The 20,641-nt window shown below is 68.0% G+C and carries 19 protein-coding genes and 1 pseudogene; 16 read left to right on the top strand and 4 right to left on the bottom strand.

The genetic code is table 11. The annotated features are described in order from the left end of the window. Nucleotides 1-128 precede the first annotated feature (128 nt). The 12 genes from QVG61_RS09985 (at nucleotide 129) to QVG61_RS09930 (ending at nucleotide 13,137) form a co-directional block, all read left to right on the top strand. A complete protein-coding gene (locus QVG61_RS09985; protein WP_289930487.1) occupies nucleotides 129-1,613 on the top strand; it encodes an NAD(P)H-hydrate dehydratase in 1,485 nt (494 codons plus the stop codon). Next, nucleotides 1,600-2,106 (top strand): tRNA (adenosine(37)-N6)-threonylcarbamoyltransferase complex ATPase subunit type 1 TsaE, encoded by a 507-nt coding sequence (gene tsaE, locus QVG61_RS09980; RefSeq protein WP_289930486.1) that lies wholly within the window; start codon nucleotides 1,600-1,602, stop codon nucleotides 2,104-2,106. Before QVG61_RS09985 ends, tsaE begins: the two co-directional genes overlap by 14 nt. 117 nt (nucleotides 2,107-2,223) lie before the next feature. Beyond that, nucleotides 2,224-3,540 carry an N-acetylmuramoyl-L-alanine amidase gene (locus tag QVG61_RS09975; RefSeq protein WP_289930485.1) on the top strand — a complete coding sequence of 439 codons (1,317 nt, stop codon included), beginning with the start codon at nucleotides 2,224-2,226 and terminating at the stop codon, nucleotides 3,538-3,540. A 66-nt stretch (nucleotides 3,541-3,606) separates the two neighbouring features. Further along, nucleotides 3,607-5,388, top strand: coding sequence for a DNA mismatch repair endonuclease MutL (mutL, locus tag QVG61_RS09970; RefSeq protein WP_289930484.1), 1,782 nt, complete (start codon nucleotides 3,607-3,609; stop codon nucleotides 5,386-5,388). A gap of 29 nt (nucleotides 5,389-5,417) precedes the next feature. Continuing rightward, nucleotides 5,418-6,365, top strand: coding sequence for a tRNA (adenosine(37)-N6)-dimethylallyltransferase MiaA (gene miaA, locus QVG61_RS09965; protein ID WP_289932765.1), 948 nt, complete (start codon nucleotides 5,418-5,420; stop codon nucleotides 6,363-6,365). Between the two features lie 132 nt (nucleotides 6,366-6,497). Further along, nucleotides 6,498-6,758, top strand: a complete 261-nt coding sequence (gene hfq, locus QVG61_RS09960; protein ID WP_289930483.1) for an RNA chaperone Hfq — start codon at nucleotides 6,498-6,500, stop codon at nucleotides 6,756-6,758. A 23-nt stretch (nucleotides 6,759-6,781) separates the two neighbouring features. Next, nucleotides 6,782-8,101: a ribosome rescue GTPase HflX gene (hflX, locus tag QVG61_RS09955; protein WP_289930482.1), complete on the top strand. Its 1,320-nt coding sequence runs from the start codon at nucleotides 6,782-6,784 to the stop codon at nucleotides 8,099-8,101. Nucleotides 8,102-8,235: 134 nt separating this feature from the next. Next, nucleotides 8,236-9,381, top strand: a complete 1,146-nt coding sequence (gene hflK / locus QVG61_RS09950; RefSeq protein ID WP_289930481.1) for an FtsH protease activity modulator HflK — start codon at nucleotides 8,236-8,238, stop codon at nucleotides 9,379-9,381. Beyond that, entirely contained in the window at nucleotides 9,382-10,254 is an 873-nt protein-coding gene (hflC, locus tag QVG61_RS09945; RefSeq protein WP_289930480.1) for a protease modulator HflC, read from the top strand. A gap of 77 nt (nucleotides 10,255-10,331) precedes the next feature. Then, complete coding sequence (locus tag QVG61_RS09940; protein WP_289930479.1) at nucleotides 10,332-10,517, top strand: DUF2065 domain-containing protein; 186 nt, start codon at nucleotides 10,332-10,334, stop codon at nucleotides 10,515-10,517. A 51-nt stretch (nucleotides 10,518-10,568) separates the two neighbouring features. Further along, nucleotides 10,569-11,750 carry an ATP phosphoribosyltransferase regulatory subunit gene (locus QVG61_RS09935; RefSeq protein ID WP_289930478.1) on the top strand — a complete coding sequence of 394 codons (1,182 nt, stop codon included), beginning with the start codon at nucleotides 10,569-10,571 and terminating at the stop codon, nucleotides 11,748-11,750. A gap of 73 nt (nucleotides 11,751-11,823) precedes the next feature. Next, the gene (locus QVG61_RS09930; RefSeq protein WP_289930477.1) at nucleotides 11,824-13,137 is read left to right on the top strand and encodes an adenylosuccinate synthase; all 1,314 of its coding nucleotides are present in this window, start codon (nucleotides 11,824-11,826) and stop codon (nucleotides 13,135-13,137) included. 56 nt (nucleotides 13,138-13,193) lie between these two features. Here QVG61_RS09930 and QVG61_RS09925 read toward each other — a convergent pair whose 3' ends face one another. The 4 genes from QVG61_RS09925 to QVG61_RS09910 form a co-directional block, all read right to left on the bottom strand. Next, complete coding sequence (locus tag QVG61_RS09925; protein WP_289930476.1) at nucleotides 13,194-13,718, bottom strand: TlpA disulfide reductase family protein; 525 nt, start codon at nucleotides 13,716-13,718, stop codon at nucleotides 13,194-13,196. Nucleotides 13,719-13,731: 13 nt separating this feature from the next. Then, nucleotides 13,732-14,313, bottom strand: coding sequence for a hypothetical protein (locus QVG61_RS09920; RefSeq protein ID WP_289930475.1), 582 nt, complete (start codon nucleotides 14,311-14,313; stop codon nucleotides 13,732-13,734). A gap of 69 nt (nucleotides 14,314-14,382) precedes the next feature. Then, nucleotides 14,383-16,179, bottom strand: a complete 1,797-nt coding sequence (locus QVG61_RS09915; RefSeq protein WP_289930474.1) for a DEAD/DEAH box helicase — start codon at nucleotides 16,177-16,179, stop codon at nucleotides 14,383-14,385. A 127-nt stretch (nucleotides 16,180-16,306) separates the two neighbouring features. Continuing rightward, nucleotides 16,307-17,842 carry a SulP family inorganic anion transporter gene (locus QVG61_RS09910; protein WP_289930473.1) on the bottom strand — a complete coding sequence of 512 codons (1,536 nt, stop codon included), beginning with the start codon at nucleotides 17,840-17,842 and terminating at the stop codon, nucleotides 16,307-16,309. A gap of 250 nt (nucleotides 17,843-18,092) precedes the next feature. On the opposite strand from QVG61_RS09910, the gene QVG61_RS09905 reads away from it, so the two are divergent. The 4 genes and pseudogenes from QVG61_RS09905 to QVG61_RS09890 form a co-directional block, all read left to right on the top strand. Beyond that, complete coding sequence (locus tag QVG61_RS09905; RefSeq protein ID WP_289930472.1) at nucleotides 18,093-18,740, top strand: adenylate kinase; 648 nt, start codon at nucleotides 18,093-18,095, stop codon at nucleotides 18,738-18,740. 215 nt (nucleotides 18,741-18,955) lie between these two features. Then, entirely contained in the window at nucleotides 18,956-19,363 is a 408-nt protein-coding gene (locus tag QVG61_RS09900) for a hypothetical protein (RefSeq protein ID WP_289930471.1), read from the top strand. Then, nucleotides 19,360-20,124: a class I SAM-dependent methyltransferase gene (locus QVG61_RS09895; RefSeq protein WP_289930470.1), complete on the top strand. Its 765-nt coding sequence runs from the start codon at nucleotides 19,360-19,362 to the stop codon at nucleotides 20,122-20,124. The genes QVG61_RS09900 and QVG61_RS09895 overlap by 4 nt, the downstream gene beginning before the upstream one ends. A gap of 265 nt (nucleotides 20,125-20,389) precedes the next feature. Continuing rightward, nucleotides 20,390-20,488 (top strand): annotated as a pseudogene (locus QVG61_RS09890) (IS200/IS605 family transposase); the annotation flags it as partial. Nucleotides 20,489-20,641 lie beyond the last annotated feature (153 nt).

The raw sequence follows: 20,641 nt of genomic DNA, 5'->3' as shown, positions 1-20,641 counted from the left end.
ATCCCCCTCGAACCCTAGCGACGGCTATGGTTTTTCGGACGGTCGCCCAACCTGCTTTGCCGGCTTCGCCCTGAGAATCGAATCCTTGGTGCAATATCCGGGTTAACCCAAGCCGAGTGAGATGCAGCATGCCCCCCTCCGACGCAGAGCTGCCGTTATACAGCGCGGCGCAGAGCCGTGAACTCGACCGGCGAGCCATCGAGCAGCACGGCATCCCCGGTTACCGCTTGATGAACCACGCCGGCGGTGCCGCCTTCGCCGCCCTGCGCCGGCACTGGCCGGACGCACGGCGTATCGGCGTCCTCTGCGGGGCCGGCAACAATGCCGGCGACGGCTATGTCCTAGCGCGGCTGGCGGCCGAGGCCGGCTATCAGGTGGCGTTGTGCAGTCTGGTCGATCCCGGGCGGCTGGCGGGTGACGCGCGCCGCGCCTGGCAGGCGGCGCGCGACGCCGGCCTCGAGGTCCAGCCCTGGCGGGGCCGGCTGCCGGCGGGCGAGGTGCAGGTCGACGCCCTGCTCGGCACCGGCCTGCAGCGCGAGCTGGCGGGCGAGTGGCGGGCCGCGGTGGAGGCGCTGAACGCGGCTGCGACGCCGGTGCTGGCGATCGACATCCCCAGCGGCCTGCAGGCCGACACCGGGCGGGTGCTGGGCTGCGCGGTACGGGCCGAGCTGACCGTCACCTTCATCGCCCGCAAGCTGGGTCTGTACACCGGCGAGGGGCCGGAGCATGCCGGACGGGTGCTGTTCGACGGCCTCGCTGTGCCGTCCGAGGTGTACCGGGAGATCGTGCCCCTGGCCAGTCTGATCGGCAAGCGCTGGGTGCGGGACCGTTTGCCGCCACGGCCGCGCACGGCGCACAAGGGACAGTGCGGGCGGGTGCTGGTGGTCGGTGGCCAGCCCGGGATGGGCGGCGCGGCCCTCCTGGCGGGCAGCGCGGCGGCGCGTGGCGGGGCCGGCCTGGTCAGCGTCGCCACCGCCCCAGCACATGCCGCCGCGCTGCTCGCCGCCAGACCGGAACTGATGGTGCATGGCGTCGAGGGGACGATGGCGCTGCGCCCGCTGTGCCAGGCGGCCGACTGGCTGGCGCTGGGGCCGGGGCTCGGTCAGGGGGCGTGGGGACGGACGCTGTGGGCCGCGGCACTGGGTAGCGGCCGGCCGCTGGTGGTCGATGCCGATGCCCTCAACCTGCTGGCCGCCGAACCGCTGCGCCGGGATGACTGGATACTCACCCCCCACCCGGGGGAGGCCGGGCGGCTGCTGGGTTGCGGCGCCGCCGCCGTGCAGGCCGACCGGCTGGCAGCGGTGCGCGAGCTGCAGGCACGCTATGGCGGGGTGGTGCTGCTCAAGGGGGCCGGCACCCTGATCGCGGCGGCCGAGGGGGTGTGGCTGTCCACCAGCGGCAACCCCGGCATGGCCAGCGGCGGCATGGGTGACGCCCTGACCGGCCTGATCGCTGCTCTGGCCGCCCAGGGGCAGGCCCCGGCCGTGGCCGCCACGGCCGGGGCCTGGCTGCACGGCGCCGCCGGTGACCGGGCGGCGCGCGGTGGTGAACGCGGCCTGCTGGCCGGCGATCTGATCGAGGCTCTGCGCGGGGTGCTGAATGAACCCGCCTGAGGCGGCCGCCGGGGGGGCGGTGCTGGAACGGGAGATCCGTGGCGAGGCGGCGATGGAGGCCTTCGGTGCCCGGCTGGCGGCTGTCCTGCCGCCGGGCAGCCGCGTCTACCTGGCCGGGGAGCTGGGTGCCGGCAAGACCACCCTGGTGCGCGGACTGCTCAGGGGGCTGGGGTACCGGGGACGGGTGAAGAGCCCGACCTATGCCCTGGTCGAACCCTACGAGATCGACGGCCGGCCGGTCTACCACCTCGACCTCTATCGTCTCAGTGATCCCGAGGAGCTGGAATGGATCGGTATCCGCGAGCTGTTCGCGGACGATGCCCTCTGCCTCATCGAGTGGCCGGAGCGCGGTGCCGGGGTGCTGCCGCCGGCTGATCTGCATATCGAGATCCGGCACGCCGGCGAGGCCCGCCGGCTGCGGCTGGCTGCGGGCAGTGCGCGCGGTGTGGAGCTGCTCCGGGCGCTGGCGGCCGGGTACCCCCGGGAATCGTAGAAAGTCTGCCAGCTCTTTCGCCTATCTGGCGGATAAGCAAAGAAAACCGTCTTGAATTCTCGCTCCATCTGTGGCTAGATGGCCGCAGGGTCTTGCCGAAAGGAGGGGGGAGAGACCATGCTGCGAGCCCTCGCCGCCATCCTGATGCTGCTGCTGGCCGCCGTTTCCGGGGCGGACACCGTCGAGTTGCAGGAGGTCCGGCTCTGGGCCTCGCCGCAGAGCACGCGCATCGTGCTCGACCTGAGCGGCAAGGCGGAGCACAGCCTGTTCACCCTGGCGGATCCGCAGCGCGTGGTGATCGATCTGCGCGATACCCGCTTCCGCGCCTCGCTCCGCAAGCTGGATTTCGGCCAGGGTCTGGTCAGGAATCTGCGCAAGGGGGTGCGCAACCAGCACGATCTGCGTCTGGTGCTGGACCTCAAGGGCCCTGCCAAGCTGAAGAGCTTCCTGCTGCCGCCCGACTCCCAGGCCGGCCACCGGCTGGTGATCGATCTCCTTCCGCCGGCGGCCGCGGCCGCTGCCTCCCCGCAGCCGGTGAAGCGCGCCGACCGGCTGCCGGCACGTCCACGCGACCTGGTGATTGCCATCGACGCCGGCCACGGCGGCAAGGATCCGGGCGCCCACGGCCGGCGCGGCACGCGTGAGAAGGACGTGGTGCTGGCGATAGCCCGCCGCCTGGCGCGGCTGATCGACCGCGAGCCCGGCATGCGCGCCCTGCTGGTGCGTGACGACGACCGTTTCCTGCGCCTGCGCGAGCGGATCCGCAAGGCGCGCAAGCACCGCGCCGATCTGTTCGTCTCCATCCATGCCGATGCCTTCAACGACCGCCGGGTGCATGGCTCCTCGGTATTCGTCCTCTCGCGGCGCGGCGCCAGTTCGGAGATGGCGCGGCTGCTGGCCAAGCACGAGAACGACTCCGATCTGGTCGGGGGCGTGTCGCTGAACGACAAGGACGATCTGCTGAAGACGGTGCTGCTGGACCTGTCCCAGGCGGCGAGCATCGAGGCCAGCGCCGAGGTGGCCTCGCAGGTGCTGGCCGAGCTGAAGCGCATCGGCAAGGTACACAAGGCGCATGTGCAGAAGGCCGGCTTCGTGGTGCTCAAGTCACCGGACATCCCCTCCATCCTGGTCGAGACCGCCTTCATCTCCAATCCCGCCGAGGAGCGCAAGCTGCGTGATGGCCGTCACCAGCAGCGTCTGGCCGAGGCCATGCTGCGCGGGATCCGCGCCTACTTCCGCAACAACCCGCCGCCCGGCACCCTGCTGGCGATGCGCAGCCAGCCGCGGCAGCACGTGATCCGCAGCGGCGACACCCTGTCGGAGATCGCCAGGCGCTATGACGTCAGCCTGCGCGAGCTGAAGGTCGCCAACCGCCTGACCGGCGACCGGCTGCGTATCGGCGACGTGTTGCAGATCCCCCAGCGGGGAAGCTGATTCCCCTGCTCCAGCAGACTCGGTCATGAACGGTCTGCAGCCATTTCTGTCTGCTACAATCAGCCGATGCCGATTCGCCAGCTTCCCCCGCAGCTGATCAATCAGATCGCCGCCGGCGAGGTGGTGGAGCGCCCGGCCTCGGTGCTCAAGGAACTGCTGGAGAACAGCCTCGACGCCGGCGCCCGGCGGCTGGAGATCGACATCGAACAGGGCGGGGTGCGGCGCATCCAGGTACGCGACGACGGCTGCGGCATTCCCCGGCAGGAACTGGCCCTGGCCCTGGCGCGGCATGCCACCAGCAAGATCGAGAGTCTCGACGACCTGGAACGGGTCGCCAGCCTTGGCTTTCGCGGCGAGGCCCTGCCCAGCATCGCCTCGGTGTCGCGGCTGACCCTGACCTCGCGGGTGGACGGGGCCGACAGCGGATGGCGGGTCTGCGGCGACGGCAGCGACCGGGTCGAGCCGCCCTGCCCGGCAGCGCATCCCCCGGGCACCACGGTGGAGGTGCGCGACCTGTTCTTCAATACCCCGGCGCGGCGCAAGTTCCTGCGTACCGAGGCCACCGAGTTCCGGCATGTCGAGGACGTGGTGCGCCGCATCGCCCTGAGCCGTTTCGGTGTCGAGATCCAGTTGCGTCACAACCGCCGGTCGCTGTGGCGCCTGCCACCGGCCAGCGGGCGTGCCGAGCAGGAGCGGCGCCTGGCCCGGCTCTGTGGCGCGCCCTTCGTCGAGCAGAGCCTGTATGTCGAACAGCAGGCGGCCGGCCTGGAACTGCGCGGTTGGCTGGGACTGCCGACCTTCTCGCGCAGCCAGGCGGATCTGCAGTATTTCTTCGTCAACGGCCGCATGGTCCGCGACCGGCTGATCGCCCATGCCGTGCGCCAGGCCTACCAGGACGTGCTCTATCACGGCCGCCATCCCGCCTTCGTGCTCTATCTGGATCTCGATCCGGCGACGGTCGACGTCAACGTGCACCCGGCCAAGTCGGAGGTCCGTTTCCGCGACAGCCGCTTGGTGCACGACGTCATCTACCGTACCCTGCACCAGGCCATCGCCGCGCTGCGGCCCGGCGAGAGCGATGCCCCGTCCCGTGCTGCACCCCCGGCCGCGCCGCCAGCCGCTGCCCCGCCCAGCCAGCAGGCCATGCCGCTGCGGGTCCAGGAGCAGCTCGCCGGCTATGCCGCACTGCATCCCCCGCCGGTGGCCGAGACGACGGCCCCGACAGCAGAGGGCCTGGCCGAGGCCGAGCCGGATGCGGATGAGGTGCCGCCGCTGGGTTTCGCGCTGGCCCAGCTGCACGGCATCTACATCCTTGCCCAGAACGCCGCCGGGCTGGTGCTGGTCGATATGCACGCCGCCCACGAGCGCATCACCTACGAGGGGCTGAAGCGCTCCCTGGCCGGGGAGGGGATCCGCTCCCAGCCGCTGCTGGTGCCGCTCACACTGAGGGTCAGCGAGCGCGAGGCGGCGCTGGCCGAGGCGCAGCCCGGGGTGTTCCGCGAACTGGGCTTCGAGGTCGACCGCATTGGGCCGGAACAGCTGGCGGTGCGGCAGATCCCGGCCCTGCTGCGCGAGGCCGATGTCGCCGCCCTGGTGCGGGACGTGCTCTGTGACCTGCTGACCCACGGCGTCAGTCAGCGGCTGGAGACGGCGCTCAATGCGGTGCTCTCGACCATGGCCTGTCATGGTTCGGTACGGGCCAACCGTCAGCTGAGCCTGGCCGAGATGAACGCCCTGTTGCGCGACATGGAACGCACCGAGCGCAGCGGCCAGTGCAACCACGGCCGCCCCACCTGGCTGCAGTTCGGCCTCGACGAGCTGGACCAGCTGTTCATGCGTGGCCAGTGAGGCGCGAGTTGGCTGAATCCCCCCGTTCCATGCCGCCGGCCGTGCTCTGCCTGATGGGGCCGACTGCCGCGGGCAAGACCGCGCTCGCGCTGCGCCTGGTCGAGGCCTATCCCTTCGAGATCGTCAGCGTCGATTCGGCGATGGTCTACCGTGGCATGGACATCGGCACGGCCAAGCCGGAGCCGGCCGTGCTGGCGGTGGCGCCGCACCGGCTGATCGACATTCTCGACCCCGGCGAGAGCTACTCGGCGGCGCGCTTTGCCGCCGATGCGCAGCGCGAGATCGAGGCGATCCGTGCCGCCGGCCGGCAGCCGCTGTTGGTGGGGGGGACCGGCCTGTATTTCCGCGCCCTGGAACAGGGCCTGGCCGAACTGCCGGCGGCCGACGCGGCGCTGCGCGCCGAACTCGAGGCCGAGCGCCAGCGGCTGGGCCTGGCCGCCCTGCACCGGCAGCTGGCGGCGATCGATCCGCAGGCGGCGGCCCGCATCCACCCCAACGACGCCCAGCGCATCCTGCGTGCCCTGGAGGTCTGCCGCCTCAGCGGCCGCAGTCTCAGCGAGCTGTGCCGGGAGACGCCGGCGGCCCGCCGCCAGCCGCTGTACAAGCTGGTCATCGCGCCGCCACAACGTGCCCAGCTGCACCCGCGCATCGAGCAGCGTCTCGGCCAGATGCTGGAGCAGGGACTGGTCGAGGAGGTCGAGCGTCTGCGCGCCCGGGACGACCTGCATGCCGATCTGCCGTCGATGCGCGCCGTCGGCTATCGCCAGGTGTGGCAGTATCTGGATGGCGAGTCGGACTACGCGACCATGTGTCAGCGGGTGCTGACGGCGACCCGCCAGTATGCCAAGCGGCAGTACACCTGGCTGCGGGCCGAGAGTGGGACCCGCTGGTTCGATCCCTTCTCCGGTGATCTCTGGGATCAGCTGCAGCGCAGTGTCGAGGCGCTGCTGGACGATCGGGCGCAACCGGGTGAATGACTATGCTACACTTCGGCTTACAGAGATACCTTTGAAGAGTATGCAAGCAGAACGATCCCCCGCGACAGGCCGCGAGCGGCGGCTGCCGGGAGTAGGCGTTGACGAGCATAACTAGAAAAAGGAGAAACGATAATGGCACGTGGACAATCCTTGCAGGAACCCTTCCTCAACACCCTTCGGAAGGAGCGGATTCCTGTGTCGATCTACCTGGTGAACGGAATCAAGCTGCAGGGTCAGATCGAATCCTTCGACCAGTTCGTGGTGCTGCTCAAGAACAGCGTCAGCCAGATGGTGTACAAGCACGCCATCTCCACCGTGGTGCCCGCCAGAAACGTGCGCATCCCGCACGGCAACAGTGGTAGTGATGATCTCCCAGAACCCGGGAACATGTAAGCGAGCACGCTCGGGGGCGCGTCTTGTTTGAGCGTCCCCGCAGCGGGGAACGTGCCCTTCTGGTACATGTTTTCCTCCCCGACGACAAAGACCAGGAAGACCTGCGAGAGTTTGCCGAGCTGGCCGCCTCGGCCGGCGCCGAGGTGCTCGGCTCGGTCACGGCCAGCCGGCGTGCCCCCGATCCGCGTTATTTCATCGGCGCCGGCAAGGCCGAGGAGATCCGCCAGCGGCTGGTGCAGGCGGGTGGCGAACTGGTGCTGTTCAACCACAGCCTGTCGCCCAGCCAGGAGCGCAACCTGGAACGGCTGTTCCAGTGCCGGGTGCTGGATCGCACCGGCCTGATCCTCGATATCTTCGCCCAGCGGGCACGCTCCTTCGAAGGCAAGCTGCAGGTCGAACTGGCCCAGTTGCGCCATCTCTCCACCCGCCTGGTGCGTGGGTGGACCCACCTGGAACGGCAGAAGGGCGGCATCGGCCTGCGTGGTCCCGGCGAGACCCAGCTGGAGACCGACCGCCGGCTGCTCGGCAACCGCATCAAGCAGCTCAACCGGCGGCTGGACAAGGTACAGCGCCAGCGGGAACAGGGACGTCGTGCGCGGCAGCGGGCCGAGGTGCCGACGGTGTCGCTGGTCGGCTACACCAATGCCGGCAAATCGACCCTGTTCAACCGCCTGACCGAGGCCGGGGTCTATGCCGCCGACCAGTTGTTCGCCACCCTCGACCCGACCCTGCGCCGGCTCGAACTGCCGGATCTCGGCCATGTGGTGCTGGCCGACACCGTTGGCTTCGTGCGCCACCTGCCGCATGATCTGGTGGCGGCCTTCCGCTCGACACTGGAGGAGACGCGCAGCGCCGATCTGCTGCTGCACGTGGTCGATGCCAGCGACGAGGAACGCCAGCCACGCATCGGTCAGGTCGATCAGGTGTTGACCGAGGTGGGGGCGGAGGCGGTGCCGCAACTGCTGGTCTACAACAAGATCGACCTGCTCGACGAGGCGCCGCGCCTGGAACGCGATGCCGAGGGCCGGCCCTGGCGGGTCTGGGTGTCGGCCGCCAGCGGTGCCGGTCTGGAACTGCTGCGCGAGGCGGTCGCCGAGCGGCTGCGAGGGCGGATGAGCGCCGGCTGGCTGTGTCTGCCGCCGGCGGCCGGACGGCTGCGTGCCGAGCTGTTCGCGGCCGGCGTGGTGCGCGAGGAGCGGGTCGACAGCAGGGGCTGCTGCTGGCTGCGGGTGCTGCTGCCGACGGCCGATCTGGCGCGTTTGTGCGCTGCCGGGACGGTGGATTGCGAACTCCATGCAGAGCCGGCGGGCGAATTCCTTGCGAGCGCGGCCGCCGCCCCATAAAATCGGCCCTTTTGAGAATGCGGACGGGTCGGTCCAAGGCCCGTCTCGGGCCGACAGAGCGAAGACCCAGACAATCAGCAGGAGCGACGGCCCGAGACGGTGCCGGATCCCTCCTGTCACAGTGGAGCATGCAGATGGCTTGGAATGAGCCGGGTGGAAACAACCGTGACCCCTGGGGCGGCGGTGGCAACGACCAGGGTCCGCCGGACCTGGACGAGGTGGTGCGCAAGATGCAGGACAAGCTGGGTGGCCTGTTCGGCAAGCGCGGCGGTGGCGGGCGCAGCGGCGGTTTCGGCGGCGGCAGTGCCCTGGGCCTGGGGTTCATCATCGTCCTGGCGCTGGGCCTGTGGCTGTTCTCCGGCTTCTACATCGTCGATCCGGCTGAGCGCGGTGTCATCCTCCGCCTCGGCAAGTACCAGGAGACGGTCGGCGAGGGTCTGCACTGGCACATCCCTTATCCGGTCGAGCAGGTGGAGAAGGTCAACGTCGACCAGGTGCGTCAGGCCCGGCACCGGGCGCAGATGCTGACCCAGGACGAGAACCTGATCGCGATCGCCATGTCGGTGCAGTACCAGGTGAAGGATGCGCAGGACTATCTGTTCAGGGTGCGCAACCCGGACTACACCCTGAAGGAGGCCACCGAGAGCGCGTTGCGCGAGGTGGTCGGCTCCAAGACCCTGGACGACATCTTCAGCAAGAGCGGTGGCCGCGAGGTGGTGGTCAACGAGACCGAGAAGAACATCCAGGAACTGCTCGACATCTACCGCACCGGCCTGCGGGTGGTGAAGGTCAACCTGGAGAGTGCCCAGCCGCCGGAAGAGGTGCAGTCGGCCTTCGACGATGCCATCAAGGCACGCGAGGACGAGGACCGCTTCAAGAAGCAGGCCGAGGCCTACGAGCGGGACATCATTCCCAAGGCCGAGGGTGACGCCCAGCGCCTGGTACAGGAGGCCGAGGCCTACAAGCAGCAGGTCGTCGAGCTCGCCAAGGGTGAGACCAGCCGTTTCCTGCAGACCCTGACCGAATACCAGAAGGCACCGGAGATCACCCGCAAGCGTCTCTACCTGGAGACCATGGAGACGGTGTTGAACAATGTCAGCAAGGTCCTGATCAAGACCGATCAGGGGAACAACATCATGTATCTGCCACTCGACCAGTTCATGCGCCGGAACGGCAATGCCCTTGCCGCGCCTTCAGTCCAGGGTTATTCCGGCAACACTGCGCCGGCACCGCGCAGCCGGCCACGCACGCAGCCGCGCCCGCTGCGGGAGGGTCGCTAGATGAACGCCCTGCGCCTGCCCTCCCTGATCCTGTTGCTGCTGGCGGCAGTCGGTGCCTGGATGTCGATGTTCGTGGTCGACGAACGTGAACGGGCCATCCTCTTCCATCTCGGCGAGATCGTGCGTTCCGACTACGAGCCCGGCCTGCACTTCATGGTGCCGATCTACAACAACGTGAAGAAGTTCGACCGCCGCATCCTGACCCTGGACGCCAAGCCGGAACAGGTGCTGACCGGCGAGAAGAAGAACGTGCTGGTCGACTATTTCGTCAAGTGGCGGATCAGCGACGTGGAGTCCTTCTACCGTTCCTTCGGTGGCCGTGAGATCGACGCCGCCTCGACCCTGGCCCAGACCATCAAGGACGGCCTGCAGGCGGAACTCGGCAACCGCACCATCAAGGAGGTCGTCTCCGGTGAGCGCAAGGAGATCATGGCCAGCGTGGCGCGCCGCGCCGGTAGCAAGGTCAGCGATTTCGGCATCGAGATCATCGACTTCCGCATCAAGCAGATCGAGCTGCCGAGCAAGGTGGCGGGGGCGGTGTTCCAGCGCATGCGTGCCGAGCGCGAGCGGGTCGCCAAGGAGCACCGGGCCCGCGGTGAGAAGGAATCGCTGATCATCCGTGCCCGCGCCGACCGGCTGCGTACCGAGATCCTCGCCGCGGCGCGGCGCAAGGCGGACGAGATCCGCGGTGCCGGCGATGCCCAGGCGACCGAGATCTATGCCGAGGCCTATGGCCGGGATCCCGCCTTCTACGGCTTCTATCGCAGCATGGAGGCCTATCGCACGGCCTTCAGCAGCAAGCAGGACGTGATGGTGCTGGAACCGGACAACGAGTTCTTCCGCTTCTTCGCCGACGACCAGGGCCGACGTTGAACCGCCCCGGGAAGCCGGCGTGAAGGCGATGCGATGTCCACGCCGGGCGCGTGCCCGGCTTTTTTTTGGATGATGGCATGTGGCAGGAACTAGGTGCCGCGCTGGCGCTGGTGCTGGTCATCGAGGGCATGCTGCCCTTTCTGAATCCGGCCGCCATGCGCCGTGCCTGGCTGCAGATGGCGCAGCTCGACGACCGCAGTCTGCGCATCGCCGGGCTGCTGAGCATGCTGGCCGGTATCGGCCTGCTTTATCTGGTGCGCTGAGAGGACGGCGCGGCACTATTTGCGGGACAGACGAGACGGGCGACGGGAACCATGGCAGCGATTGATCACTGGTTATTGCCGGAAGGCATCGAGGAGATGCTGCCCGAGGCGGCCTGGCGGGCCGAGGGCCTGCGCCGGCGGCTGCTGGACATGTATCGGAGCTGGGGCTACGAGCTGATCATCCCGCCGATGATCGAATATCTCGAATCCCTGCTCACCGGCACCGGCAATGATCTCGATCTGCAGACCTTCAAGCTCACCGACCAGCTCAGCGGCCGGCTGATGGGGGTGCGCGCCGACATGACGCCGCAGGCGGCGCGCATCGACGCCCATGCCCTGAAGCGCGAGGCGCCGACCCGCCTCTGCTACCTCGGCACCGTGCTGCGCACCCGTCCCGAGGGCTTCGCCGGTAGCCGCAGCCCGCTGCAGGTGGGTGCCGAGCTGTTCGGCCACCTGGGCATCGAGAGCGATCTGGAGATTATCGGCCTGATGCTGGAGACGCTGCGGGTCACCGGCATCGACGGCGTGCATCTCGACCTCGGTCATGTCGGTATCTTCCGTGGCCTGGCCCGCGAGGCAGGCCTGGCGGACGAGGCCGAGGCCGACCTGTTCGACGTGCTGCAGCGCAAGGCCATGCCCGAGATCGAGGCCCTGGTGGCCGGCTTCGACATCCCCGCCGAGCAGCGCAGCCGGCTGGTGGCCCTGGCCGGCCTGCATGGCGAGCGGGAGGTGCTGGAGCGGGCCCGGCAGGTGCTGGCCGGCAGCGATTCCGGGGTGCTGGCGGCGCTGGATAATCTGAGCCAGATTGGTGCCGAGGTCGAGCGGCGCTGGCCGGCGCTGCCGGTCAGCTACGACCTGGCCGAACTGCGTGGCTACGCCTACCAGACCGGCGTGGTGTTCGCGGCCTTCGTGCCGGGTTGTGGCCAGGAGGTGGCGCGTGGCGGCCGCTACGACCAGATCGGCGAGGTGTTCGGCCGGGCCCGCCCCGCCACCGGCTTTTCAGCCGATCTCAAGACCCTGATCGCCCTCGGCGAGGTGCCGGGCGCCATGACCGCCGGCATCTTCGCCCCGGCACAGGGCGAGGCGGGCCTGGATCGGGCGGTGGCCGAACTGCGTGCCGCCGGCGAGCGCGTGGTGCAGGCCCTGCCTGGCCAGTGCGGTGATGCGGCGGCCATGGCCTGCGATCGCCAACTGGTGTACGAGGATGGTGCCTGGCGGGTGCTGCCGATCTGAATCAACCCGGTCCGGCGCAGGGCGTGCCTGTGCCGGCCCCACTTTCACTGCATGAGGCGAGAGAGACCTAACGATGGGCAAGAGCGTGGTAGTCATCGGGACCCAGTGGGGCGATGAGGGCAAGGGCAAGATCGTCGATCTGCTCACCGAGCGGGCCGAGGCCGTGGTGCGCTTCCAGGGTGGCCACAATGCCGGCCATACCCTGGTGATCGACGGCGAGAAGACGGTACTGCACCTGATCCCCTCCGGCATCCTGCGCGAGGGCGTGGAGTGCCTGATCGGCAACGGCGTGGTGCTCTCGCCCTCGGCGCTGCTCGAGGAGCTGGAGATGCTGGAAGGGCGTGGCGTGCCGGCCCGCGAGCGGTTGAAGATCAGCGAGGCCTGCACCTTGATCCTGCCCTACCACGTGGCCCTCGATCACGCCCGCGAGAAGGCCCGCGGCAAGAAGGCCATCGGCACCACCGGCCGCGGTATCGGCCCGGCCTACGAGGACAAGATCTCACGCCGTGGCTTGAAGCTGGGCGAGATCTTCCAGCGCGAGCGGCTGGCGGCGCGCCTCGGCGAGGTGATGGACTACCACAACTTCACCCTGCAGCACTATTTCAAATGCGAGCCGGTGGATTTCCAGCAGGTGCTGGACGAGACCCTGGCCATGGCCGAGGTGCTGGAGCCGATGATCGGCGACGTGCCGGAGATCCTCGACCGGACCCGCCGCGAGGGTGGCAACATCATGTTCGAGGGGGCGCAGGGGGCCCTGCTGGACATCGACCACGGTACCTATCCCTTCGTCACCTCCTCCAATACCACCGCGGGCGGCGCCTGCACCGGTAGCGGCGTCGGTCCGCGCAGCCTGGACTATATCCTCGGCATCACCAAGGCCTATACCACCCGGGTCGGGGCCGGCCCCTTCCCCACCGAGCTGTACGACGGCAACGAGCTGCTGGACGAGGTCGGTGCCTATCTCGCCAAGCAGGGCCACGAGTTCGGTTCCACCACCGGCCGACCCCGCCGTTGTGGCTGGTTCGATGCCGTGGCCCTGCGCCGCGCCAACCAGATCAACAGCGTCACCGGCCTGTGCATCACCAAGCTTGACGTGCTCGACGGTCTGGATACCCTGCGGCTCTGTGTCGGTTACCGCAAGGACGGCGAGATCCTCAAGACCCCGCCGGTCGGCGCCGAGGCCTTCACCGACATCGAGCCGATCTACGAGGACATGCCGGGCTGGTCGGAGTCGACCGTCGGCCTCTGTGACTACGAGGCGCTGCCGGCCAATGCCAAGGCCTACCTGAAGCGCATCGAGGAGGTGGTCGAGGTGCCGATCGACATCATCTCCACCGGCCCGGACCGCAACGCCAACATCATCCTGCGCCACCCCTACGACGCCTGAGCGGCAGCCGCTGCCGGGGATGGCCTGGCCTGATCCGCTCCTTGCCGGGCGGGGTTTCAGCGCTCCAGCTGCAGCGCCCGGGCCGGGATCAGCAGCTCCGGGCTGTCCCAGGCGCGGCCGCCGATGGCACGGTAGGCCAGCCGGCCGCGGGTGTCGACGATGAAGGTGGTCGGCAGGCCGCGCACCGGCCAGCGCTCGATGACCGAGGAATCCTCGTCCAGCAGCAGCGGGAAGTCCACCGGGTAATTGGCGGTGAACTCGAACACCTGATCCTCGTTCTCACCGACGTTGATCGCCAGCAGCTGCATGTCGTTTTTCTGCAGCCAGTTCCAGGCGCGCTGCATGGAGGGCATCTCCTCGCGGCAGGGCGGGCACCAGGTGGCCCAGAAATTCACGATTACCACCTTGCCCCGATAGTCCGACAGGCGGTGGACACGGCCGTCCAGGTCGGTGAGTTCGAAGTCCGGGGCCGGTGGCCGGTCCTCCAGCGGGGTGAGGGTCTGGCGGCCGGGGGGTGCAGCCTGAAGGCCGAGAGACAGCAACAGGAGCAGGATCGACAGAAGGATGCCAGGGTGGCGCATGGGGGCCTCCGCGTCAGTCGGGATGGATGTCGGGGGCGCAGACCAGGCCGTTCAGCCGGCCGCTCTGGCGCTGTCCGTTGCGCTGCCAGCTGAAGATCAGGTCGAAGCGGCTGCCGGGTGCCAGGCCGTAGCTGCTCATTCCCCAGTTGTAGTCGCCGGGTTGATAGTGCTGCCGGCTCGGCAGCTGTGACCATTCGAAGGCGATCCGCGCCGCCTTCGGCAGCCCCGCCTGTTGCCAGATCGTCGACCAGTGTTCCCGGCTCAGGGGGGGATGCTGGCCCTCGGCCGTCACCACCTGCCAGTCGGCGAGCGCGAAACTGATCGCTTCCTCGCCGTCGTTCCTGAACAGCGACTGGAAGACGCAGGCGGTGGCATAGCGCTCGGCGCTGGCGGCATCGAAACCGCGGGCCAGGAAGAAGGCCCGGGTCTGGTCGGGCAGGCGCTGGGTGAGGCGCAGCTGCACCCCCTCGGCCCGCCACTCCCAGTAGCGCAGGCCGGTGGCCGGGTCGCTGCCCTCCAGGGTCGGTTCGGTCGCTGCTGCCAGAGGGGGCAGGAGCAGGGCCAGGGTTGTGGTCTGGATCAGGCGTCGCGGCATGTCTGCATCAGGGATCGGGCGGTCGCTTCGGCCTATTATGCGGCCATCGGCGTCCCTTGTGCACCCACCTCAGGGCGTCGCCCGCCGGGTCTTGCCGGCAGTGCCCGGTTTGCCCTTGACGGTTTTTTCCCTGGCCTTCTTCTTTGCCTTCTTCCCGGTCTTGGGTCCGGCCGGTTTCGGTCCAGCCGGCCTGGGACCGGCGCCGAGGCGGGAGATGTTCAGCCGCTGCTGGCAGACCCAGGCCCGCTGCAGGGCACGGAAGGTCTCCTTCGGCATGCCGGCCGGCAGGTCCACGGTGCTGAAATCATCGTAGATCTCGATATGGCCGATGTAGGCGCTCTCCAGGTCGGCCTCGTTGGCGATGGCGCCGACGAGGTTGCCCGGCTTGACGCCGTGCGCATGGCCGACCTCCACTCGGTAGCGTTCCATCTCCACTTCCGGGTGGCCCTTCAGCGGCAGGGCCTGGCTGGACGGCGGCCGCGGCCGCTTGTCGCTGCGGCGCGATCTTTTCTCGGCCCGCGCCGCCGGCTCGCGCCGCTCGGCCAGCAGCAGCGGCTCCTTGCCTTGCAGCAGGCGGGCCAGGGCCGCCGCTATCTCCAGCGGCTCCACGCCGTCCTCTTCCTGCAGTTCGGTGAGCAGGGGATAGAAGGCCTCGTTGCTGTCCTCGGCCAGGGCATCGCGCACCTTCTGCTTGAAGCGCTGCAGACGCTGCTGGTTGATGTCGGCCGCGGTCGGCATTTGCATCGGCTCGATCGGCTGACCGATGGTCTTCTCGATGGCACGCAGCAGGCGCCGTTCGCGGGAGGCGACGAAGAGGATGGCCTCGCCGCTGCGGCCGGCGCGTCCGGTGCGGCCGATGCGGTGGATGTAGGCCTCGACGTCATGAGGGATGTCGTAGTTGATCACGTGACTGATCCGCGCCACGTCCAGGCCGCGGGCGACCACGTCGGTGGCGACCAGGATGTCCAGCTGGCCGTTCTTCAACCGCTCCACGGTGCGCTCGCGCAGTTTCTGCGGGATGTCGCCGTTCAGCGCCTCGGCGGCATGGCCACGCGCTTCCAGCTTCTCGGCCAGTTCCACGGTGGCGGTCTTGGTGCGCACGAAGACCAGCATGGCGTCATAGGGCTCGACCTCCAGCAGCCGGGTCAGGGCATCCAGCTTGTGCAGGCCGCTGACCGGCCAGTAGCGCTGGCGGATGGTCTCGGCGGTGGCCACCCGCTTGTCGATCTTGACCTCCACCGGCTCGTTGAGGTGCTGCTGGGCGACCTTGCGGATCTCGCGTGGCATGGTGGCCGAGAACAGGGCCACCTGTCGTCCGGCGGGGGTCTGCTCCAGCACCCAGTTGACGTCGTCGATGAAGCCCATGCGCAGCATCTCGTCGGCCTCGTCCAGTACCAGAGCCTTGAGTGCATCCAGCTTCAGGGTGCCGCGCCGCATGTGGTCCATGACCCGTCCGGGGGTGCCGACCACGACCTGCACGCCACGTTTCAACTGGCGCAGCTGGATGTCGTAGCTCTGGCCGCCGTAGATGGGCAGCACGTGGAAGTCGGGTAGATAGCGGGCATAGCGCTGGAAGGCCTCTGCTACCTGGATGGCCAGCTCGCGGGTCGGGGCCAGAACCAGCAGCTGCGGCTGGCGCAGTCGGCTGTCGATGCGCGCCAGCAGTGGCAATGCGAAGGCTGCGGTCTTGCCGGTGCCGGTCTGGGCCTGGCCGAGCAGATCGCGGCCGGCCAGCAGCGGTGGGATGCTCGCCGCCTGGATGGGGGAGGGGGCCTCGTAGCCGACCTCGGCCAGGGCGCGCAGCAGTGGCGGGGGGAGGTCCATGTCCTGGAAGCTGAGAGCGGCGGGGGATGTACTGTCTGTCATGTGGTTATACCTGGGGTCCGGAAAGGGGCTGATCCTGCAGGGCAGGGGCGTGCGGGCGGCGGGCCGTGGCCGGCCGGTGTCTGGGATGAATGTCGGCAGGGGTTGATGGGATGTCCCGGGGTCGTCGTCAGGCCAGCTGGTCGGCGGCGATGTGGTAGCGGGGGTCCTCGATCACGTTCACCTCGACCAGGTCGCCGGCCTTCTTCAGCAGCTTGGCGCACTCGGGGCTGAGATGGCGCAGGTGCAGGCGCTTGCCGGCATTGAGATAGCGTTCGGCAAGGGTGTCGATGGCCTCGATGGCCGAGTGGTCGTAGACCCGCGAGCGCTGGAACTCTACCACCACGTCGTCGGGATCGTTCTTCGGATCGAACAGATCCTGGAAGTTCTTCACCGAGGCGAAGAACAGCGGTCCTTCCAGTTCGTAGACCTTGCCGCCCATGTCGTTGAAGTAACTGTTGACGCGGATGTGCTTGGCGTGCTCCCAGGCGAAGACCAGGGCGGAGACGATCACGCCCACGACCACGGCGATGGCCAGGTCGGTGGCCACGGTGACCGCCGAGACCAGCACCAGTACGAAGGCGTCGCTGCGCGGGATCTTGCCCATGATGCGGAAGCTGGACCACTCGAAGGTGCCGATGACCACCATGAACATCACCCCGGTGAGGGCGGCCAGCGGGATCTTCTCGATCAGCCCGGAGGCGAACAGGATGAAGGCGAGCAGGAACAGGGCGGCGCTGATCCCGGACAGACGACCGCGGCCGCCGGAGTTCACGTTGATCATGCTCTGGCCGATCATGGCGCAGCCACCCATGCCGCCGAACAGGCCGGTGACCGTGTTGGCCACGCCCTGGCCGATACATTCCTTGTTGCCGCGGCCGCGGGTGTCGGTGATTTCGTCAATCAGGCTCAGGGTCAGCAGGGACTCGATCAGGCCGATGGCGGCGAGGATCACGGCGTAAGGCAGTATGATGCGCAGGGTCTCCCAGTCGAGTGGCACCATGGGAATGTGAAATTCGGGCAGGCCGCCGGCGATGGAGGCCAGATCGCCCACGGTGCGGCTGTCCATGCCCAGGCCGATGACGATCAGGCTGACCACCAGGATGGCCGCCAGCGAGGAGGGGATCGCCCGGGTCAGCCGGGGCAGGAAATGGATGATGGCCATGGTCAGGGCGACCAGGCCGAGCATGCTCCACAGGGCCTCGCCCTGCAGCCATTGCAACTGGCCGTCGGCGTCCTTGATCTTGAAGCTGTTGAGCTGGGCGAGAAAGATGACGATGGCCAGGCCGTTGACGAAGCCCAGCATCACCGGGTGGGGCACCATGCGGATGAACTTGCCCAGGCGCAGCAGGCCGACCAGGATCTGAATCAGCCCCATCAGCACCACGGTGGCGAACAGGTATTCGATGCCATGTTGGGCCACCAGGCTGACCATGACCACCGCCAGGGCGCCGGTGGCGCCGGAGATCATCCCCGGTCGTCCGCCGATGGCGGCGGTGATCAGCCCCACCATGAAGGTCGCGTACAGGCCGACCAGCGGCTCCACCCCGGCGACGAAGGCAAAGGCCACCGCCTCCGGCACCAGGGCCAGGGCCACGGTCAGGCCGGAGAGGATGTCGTTTTTCGGGCAGCCGCGATCGCTGCACTCAAAGTTGAAGAAGGCCAAACGGAGACTACCTCAGGGGAGACCGCTCGCCGGTGCCTGACAGGAGCGGGGAATGCAAAGTGTGATATATTAGCATATTCTGCGGGGCTGGACAAAGGCGCCGCTGCCCGGGATTTTTTTCCGTCCGCTATTGATCTGGCTTGGCGGTCGCCCGCAAAATGCGCGCTGTATTTTCTGCCGGGCCCGCGCAGCTGCCGGATCGCCGGGCTTTTCGTGTTTGACCATCCACATTGAAACGAGGAAATCTCTTATGAAGCTGATTCTGTTGGGTGCGCCGGGTGCTGGCAAGGGCACCGTCGCCAAGATGCTGACCGAGCTGGACGGCTCAGTGCAGATCTCCACCGGCGACATCCTGCGCGGCGCCGTGCAGGCCGGAACCGAGCTGGGCAAGCAGGCCGAGGCCTACATGAAGGCCGGTGATCTGGTGCCGGACGAACTGATCATGGGCATCATGGAAAAGCGCCTGCAGGAGCCCGACTGCGAGAAGGGCTTCCTGCTGGACGGTTTCCCGCGCACCATCCCCCAGGCCGAGGCGCTCAAGGAACTGCTCGACCGACTGGGTATCAAGCTGGACATGGCGGTCAACATCGACGTGCCGCGTGAGGTGATCCTCGACCGTCTGACGACCCGCCGCACCTGCTCCAACCCGGAGTGTCAGGCCATCTACAACGTCAAGAGCAATCCGCCCAAGGTCGAGGGCGTGTGCGACAAGTGCGGCAGCCCGGTGGTGCAGCGCGAGGACGAGACCGAGGAGGCCATCAGCCACCGGCTGGAGACCTACCAGGAGAAGACCGCGCCGCTGGTCGACTTCTACGACAAGGAGGGTCTGCTGCTGACCGTCCAGGCCACCTCCTCCGAGGCGGTGATCGACGCCATCAAGCAGAAGCTGGCCGGCTGAGTCAACGTCAGTAAGCCACAGGAAACGGCGGCCTTCGTGGTCGCCGTTTTTTTATAGCCACGGCGTACACAGGCGATATATCGTTGCGCGCGAAGCGCGTGTCCCTGACATGGATTTTTCCTGTGTTCCGTGGCCATCTCCCGCGGGATTTCCGGCGAGGGGATGGACGGGGCCTGCCTTTTCCCTGCCGCCGGATGCTGTGCGAAAATGGATCCATGGCAGCCTCCGGCAAGATTCTCTACTCCATCGTCGAGTCGCCCCTGCATCCCGACTTCACGGCCCTCTACCAGCGGCTCGGTTTCACCGTGCTGCGGCCGGCCTCCCAGCGCGAGGCCATCCGCCGGCTGAAGCGCCAGCCGCCGGCGGTGATGGTCGCCGATTTCCTCTACGGCTATGGCAACAACTATGCCGGCGCCAACCTTGGCAACCTCGATGTGCTGCTCGCCAGCCTGCAGCGCTATGCGGCCCAGTGCCGGGTGATCGTCCTCGCCCAGCGTGATGAATGGTCCTACCTGCAGCGTCTGGGCGAACGCTTTGCACTGCATGCCTGTCTGGCCTATCCGCTGGACGAGGCGCAACTGGCCGAGGTGCTGGCCCCGCTGGCGGGTGCCGGCGGGGCATGAGCCTCTCCTCTCCGCCGCTGCTGCGCGGCAGCCGGGATCCCGCCTGGGAGGCGCAGCTCGTGGCGCGTTATGCCCTGTCCGTGGTCGCCGAGCCGCCGGAGGCGGGTTACTACCTGCGACTCGATGCCGAGGGTCTGGCTCTGCACCGTGCAGGACCGAGACCCCCGGGGGCGGTGCGGGTCGACTTTGCCGGTGGCGCCCTGGCCCATCGGCGGCGTTTCGGCGGCGGTCGCGGCCAGCCGCTGGCGCGGGCGGTGGGCATGCGGCCGGGCTTCGATCCCTGGATCTGGGATGCCACCGCCGGGCTCGGACGGGATGCCTTCGTGTGCGCCAGCCTCGGCTGTCGGGTCACGCTCTGCGAGCGCTCGCCTTGGCTGGCGGCGCTGCTCGAGGACGGCCTGCGGCGGGCCGCGGCCGATCCGGAACTCGCCCCCTGGCTGACGGCGCGCATGCAGCTGTGCTTCGGTGATGCCGCCGAGCGGCTGGCCGTGTTGCCCGTGGCGGAGCGGCCAGATACCGTCTACCTCGACCCCATGTATCCGCCGGGCAAGCCCGGGGTGCAGGTGAAGAAGGGGATGCGTGCCCTGCAGGAGCTGATCGGGCCGGACCGCGATTCCTTGCGGCTGCTGGAGGTCGCCCTGCGGGTGGCACGGCGGCGGGTGGTGGTCAAACGCCCCCGACGCGCCGGCTGGCTGCACGATCTGAAGCCGGCGGCCAGCATTGAAAGCCCCAAGACTCGCTACGATGTCTATGTCACCTAGCAGCCTGTTAACACCACGCTGATCGCGGCCTGGAGGCCGCTCCTACCATGGTGCCGCCATGTCTTGTAGGAGCGGCCTCCAGGCCGCGATCCCTGGCGGGGCCAGCCACGCCGTGATCCGGGGTCCTGATGCAATATCGGGGTTAAACAATAGTGGGAAATTCCCCGGCTTTGCCGGGGAGACAGCAGGAGTTTGACATATACGGGGGGCCATCGGAAAAACTCCCCGTCGTGAGCCGCCAAGCAAACGACAAAGGAGCAATCCGATGGACGAGAGTGAGAGCCTAAGCCACTCCCGCTGGGAGTGTAAATACCACGTGGTATTTATCCCGAAGTGTCGTCGCAAGACGTTGTACGGACAACTATTAACCCGGCAACTAAATATGCCGTGCTCAGGGTGAATCTGGCCAAGCAGTTTGTTCGAATGCCCGCCGAAGCATGGCCGTAGCCATGGTTCATGGGCGATCGGCGCATCTTGGGTGATCCTCCTCAAGCCATAGCAACGGCCATGACTCATC

It is taken from the genome of Thiohalobacter sp. IOR34, assembly GCF_030406045.1.
Lineage (GTDB): Bacteria > Pseudomonadota > Gammaproteobacteria > Thiohalobacterales > Thiohalobacteraceae.
Note: the sequence above shows the minus strand (reverse complement) of the source record. Positions and strands in the feature narration are given on the sequence as shown.

Coding starts and splice junctions, on each gene's coding strand:
- QVG61_RS09975 (WP_289930485.1), top strand. CDS start 2,224: ATGCTGCGAGCCCTCGCCGCCATCCTGATGCTGCTGCTGGCCGCCGTT.
- hflK (WP_289930481.1), top strand. CDS start 8,236: ATGGCTTGGAATGAGCCGGGTGGAAACAACCGTGACCCCTGGGGCGGC.
- miaA (WP_289932765.1), top strand. CDS start 5,418: ATGCCGCCGGCCGTGCTCTGCCTGATGGGGCCGACTGCCGCGGGCAAG.
- QVG61_RS09905 (WP_289930472.1), top strand. CDS start 18,093: ATGAAGCTGATTCTGTTGGGTGCGCCGGGTGCTGGCAAGGGCACCGTC.
- hfq (WP_289930483.1), top strand. CDS start 6,498: ATGGCACGTGGACAATCCTTGCAGGAACCCTTCCTCAACACCCTTCGG.
- tsaE (WP_289930486.1), top strand. CDS start 1,600: ATGAACCCGCCTGAGGCGGCCGCCGGGGGGGCGGTGCTGGAACGGGAG.
- QVG61_RS09915 (WP_289930474.1), bottom strand. CDS start 16,179: ATGACAGACAGTACATCCCCCGCCGCTCTCAGCTTCCAGGACATGGAC.
- mutL (WP_289930484.1), top strand. CDS start 3,607: ATGCCGATTCGCCAGCTTCCCCCGCAGCTGATCAATCAGATCGCCGCC.
- QVG61_RS09940 (WP_289930479.1), top strand. CDS start 10,332: ATGTGGCAGGAACTAGGTGCCGCGCTGGCGCTGGTGCTGGTCATCGAG.
- QVG61_RS09985 (WP_289930487.1), top strand. CDS start 129: ATGCCCCCCTCCGACGCAGAGCTGCCGTTATACAGCGCGGCGCAGAGC.
- QVG61_RS09930 (WP_289930477.1), top strand. CDS start 11,824: ATGGGCAAGAGCGTGGTAGTCATCGGGACCCAGTGGGGCGATGAGGGC.
- QVG61_RS09925 (WP_289930476.1), bottom strand. CDS start 13,718: ATGCGCCACCCTGGCATCCTTCTGTCGATCCTGCTCCTGTTGCTGTCT.
- QVG61_RS09895 (WP_289930470.1), top strand. CDS start 19,360: ATGAGCCTCTCCTCTCCGCCGCTGCTGCGCGGCAGCCGGGATCCCGCC.
- hflC (WP_289930480.1), top strand. CDS start 9,382: ATGAACGCCCTGCGCCTGCCCTCCCTGATCCTGTTGCTGCTGGCGGCA.
- QVG61_RS09900 (WP_289930471.1), top strand. CDS start 18,956: ATGGCAGCCTCCGGCAAGATTCTCTACTCCATCGTCGAGTCGCCCCTG.
- QVG61_RS09935 (WP_289930478.1), top strand. CDS start 10,569: ATGGCAGCGATTGATCACTGGTTATTGCCGGAAGGCATCGAGGAGATG.
- QVG61_RS09920 (WP_289930475.1), bottom strand. CDS start 14,313: ATGCCGCGACGCCTGATCCAGACCACAACCCTGGCCCTGCTCCTGCCC.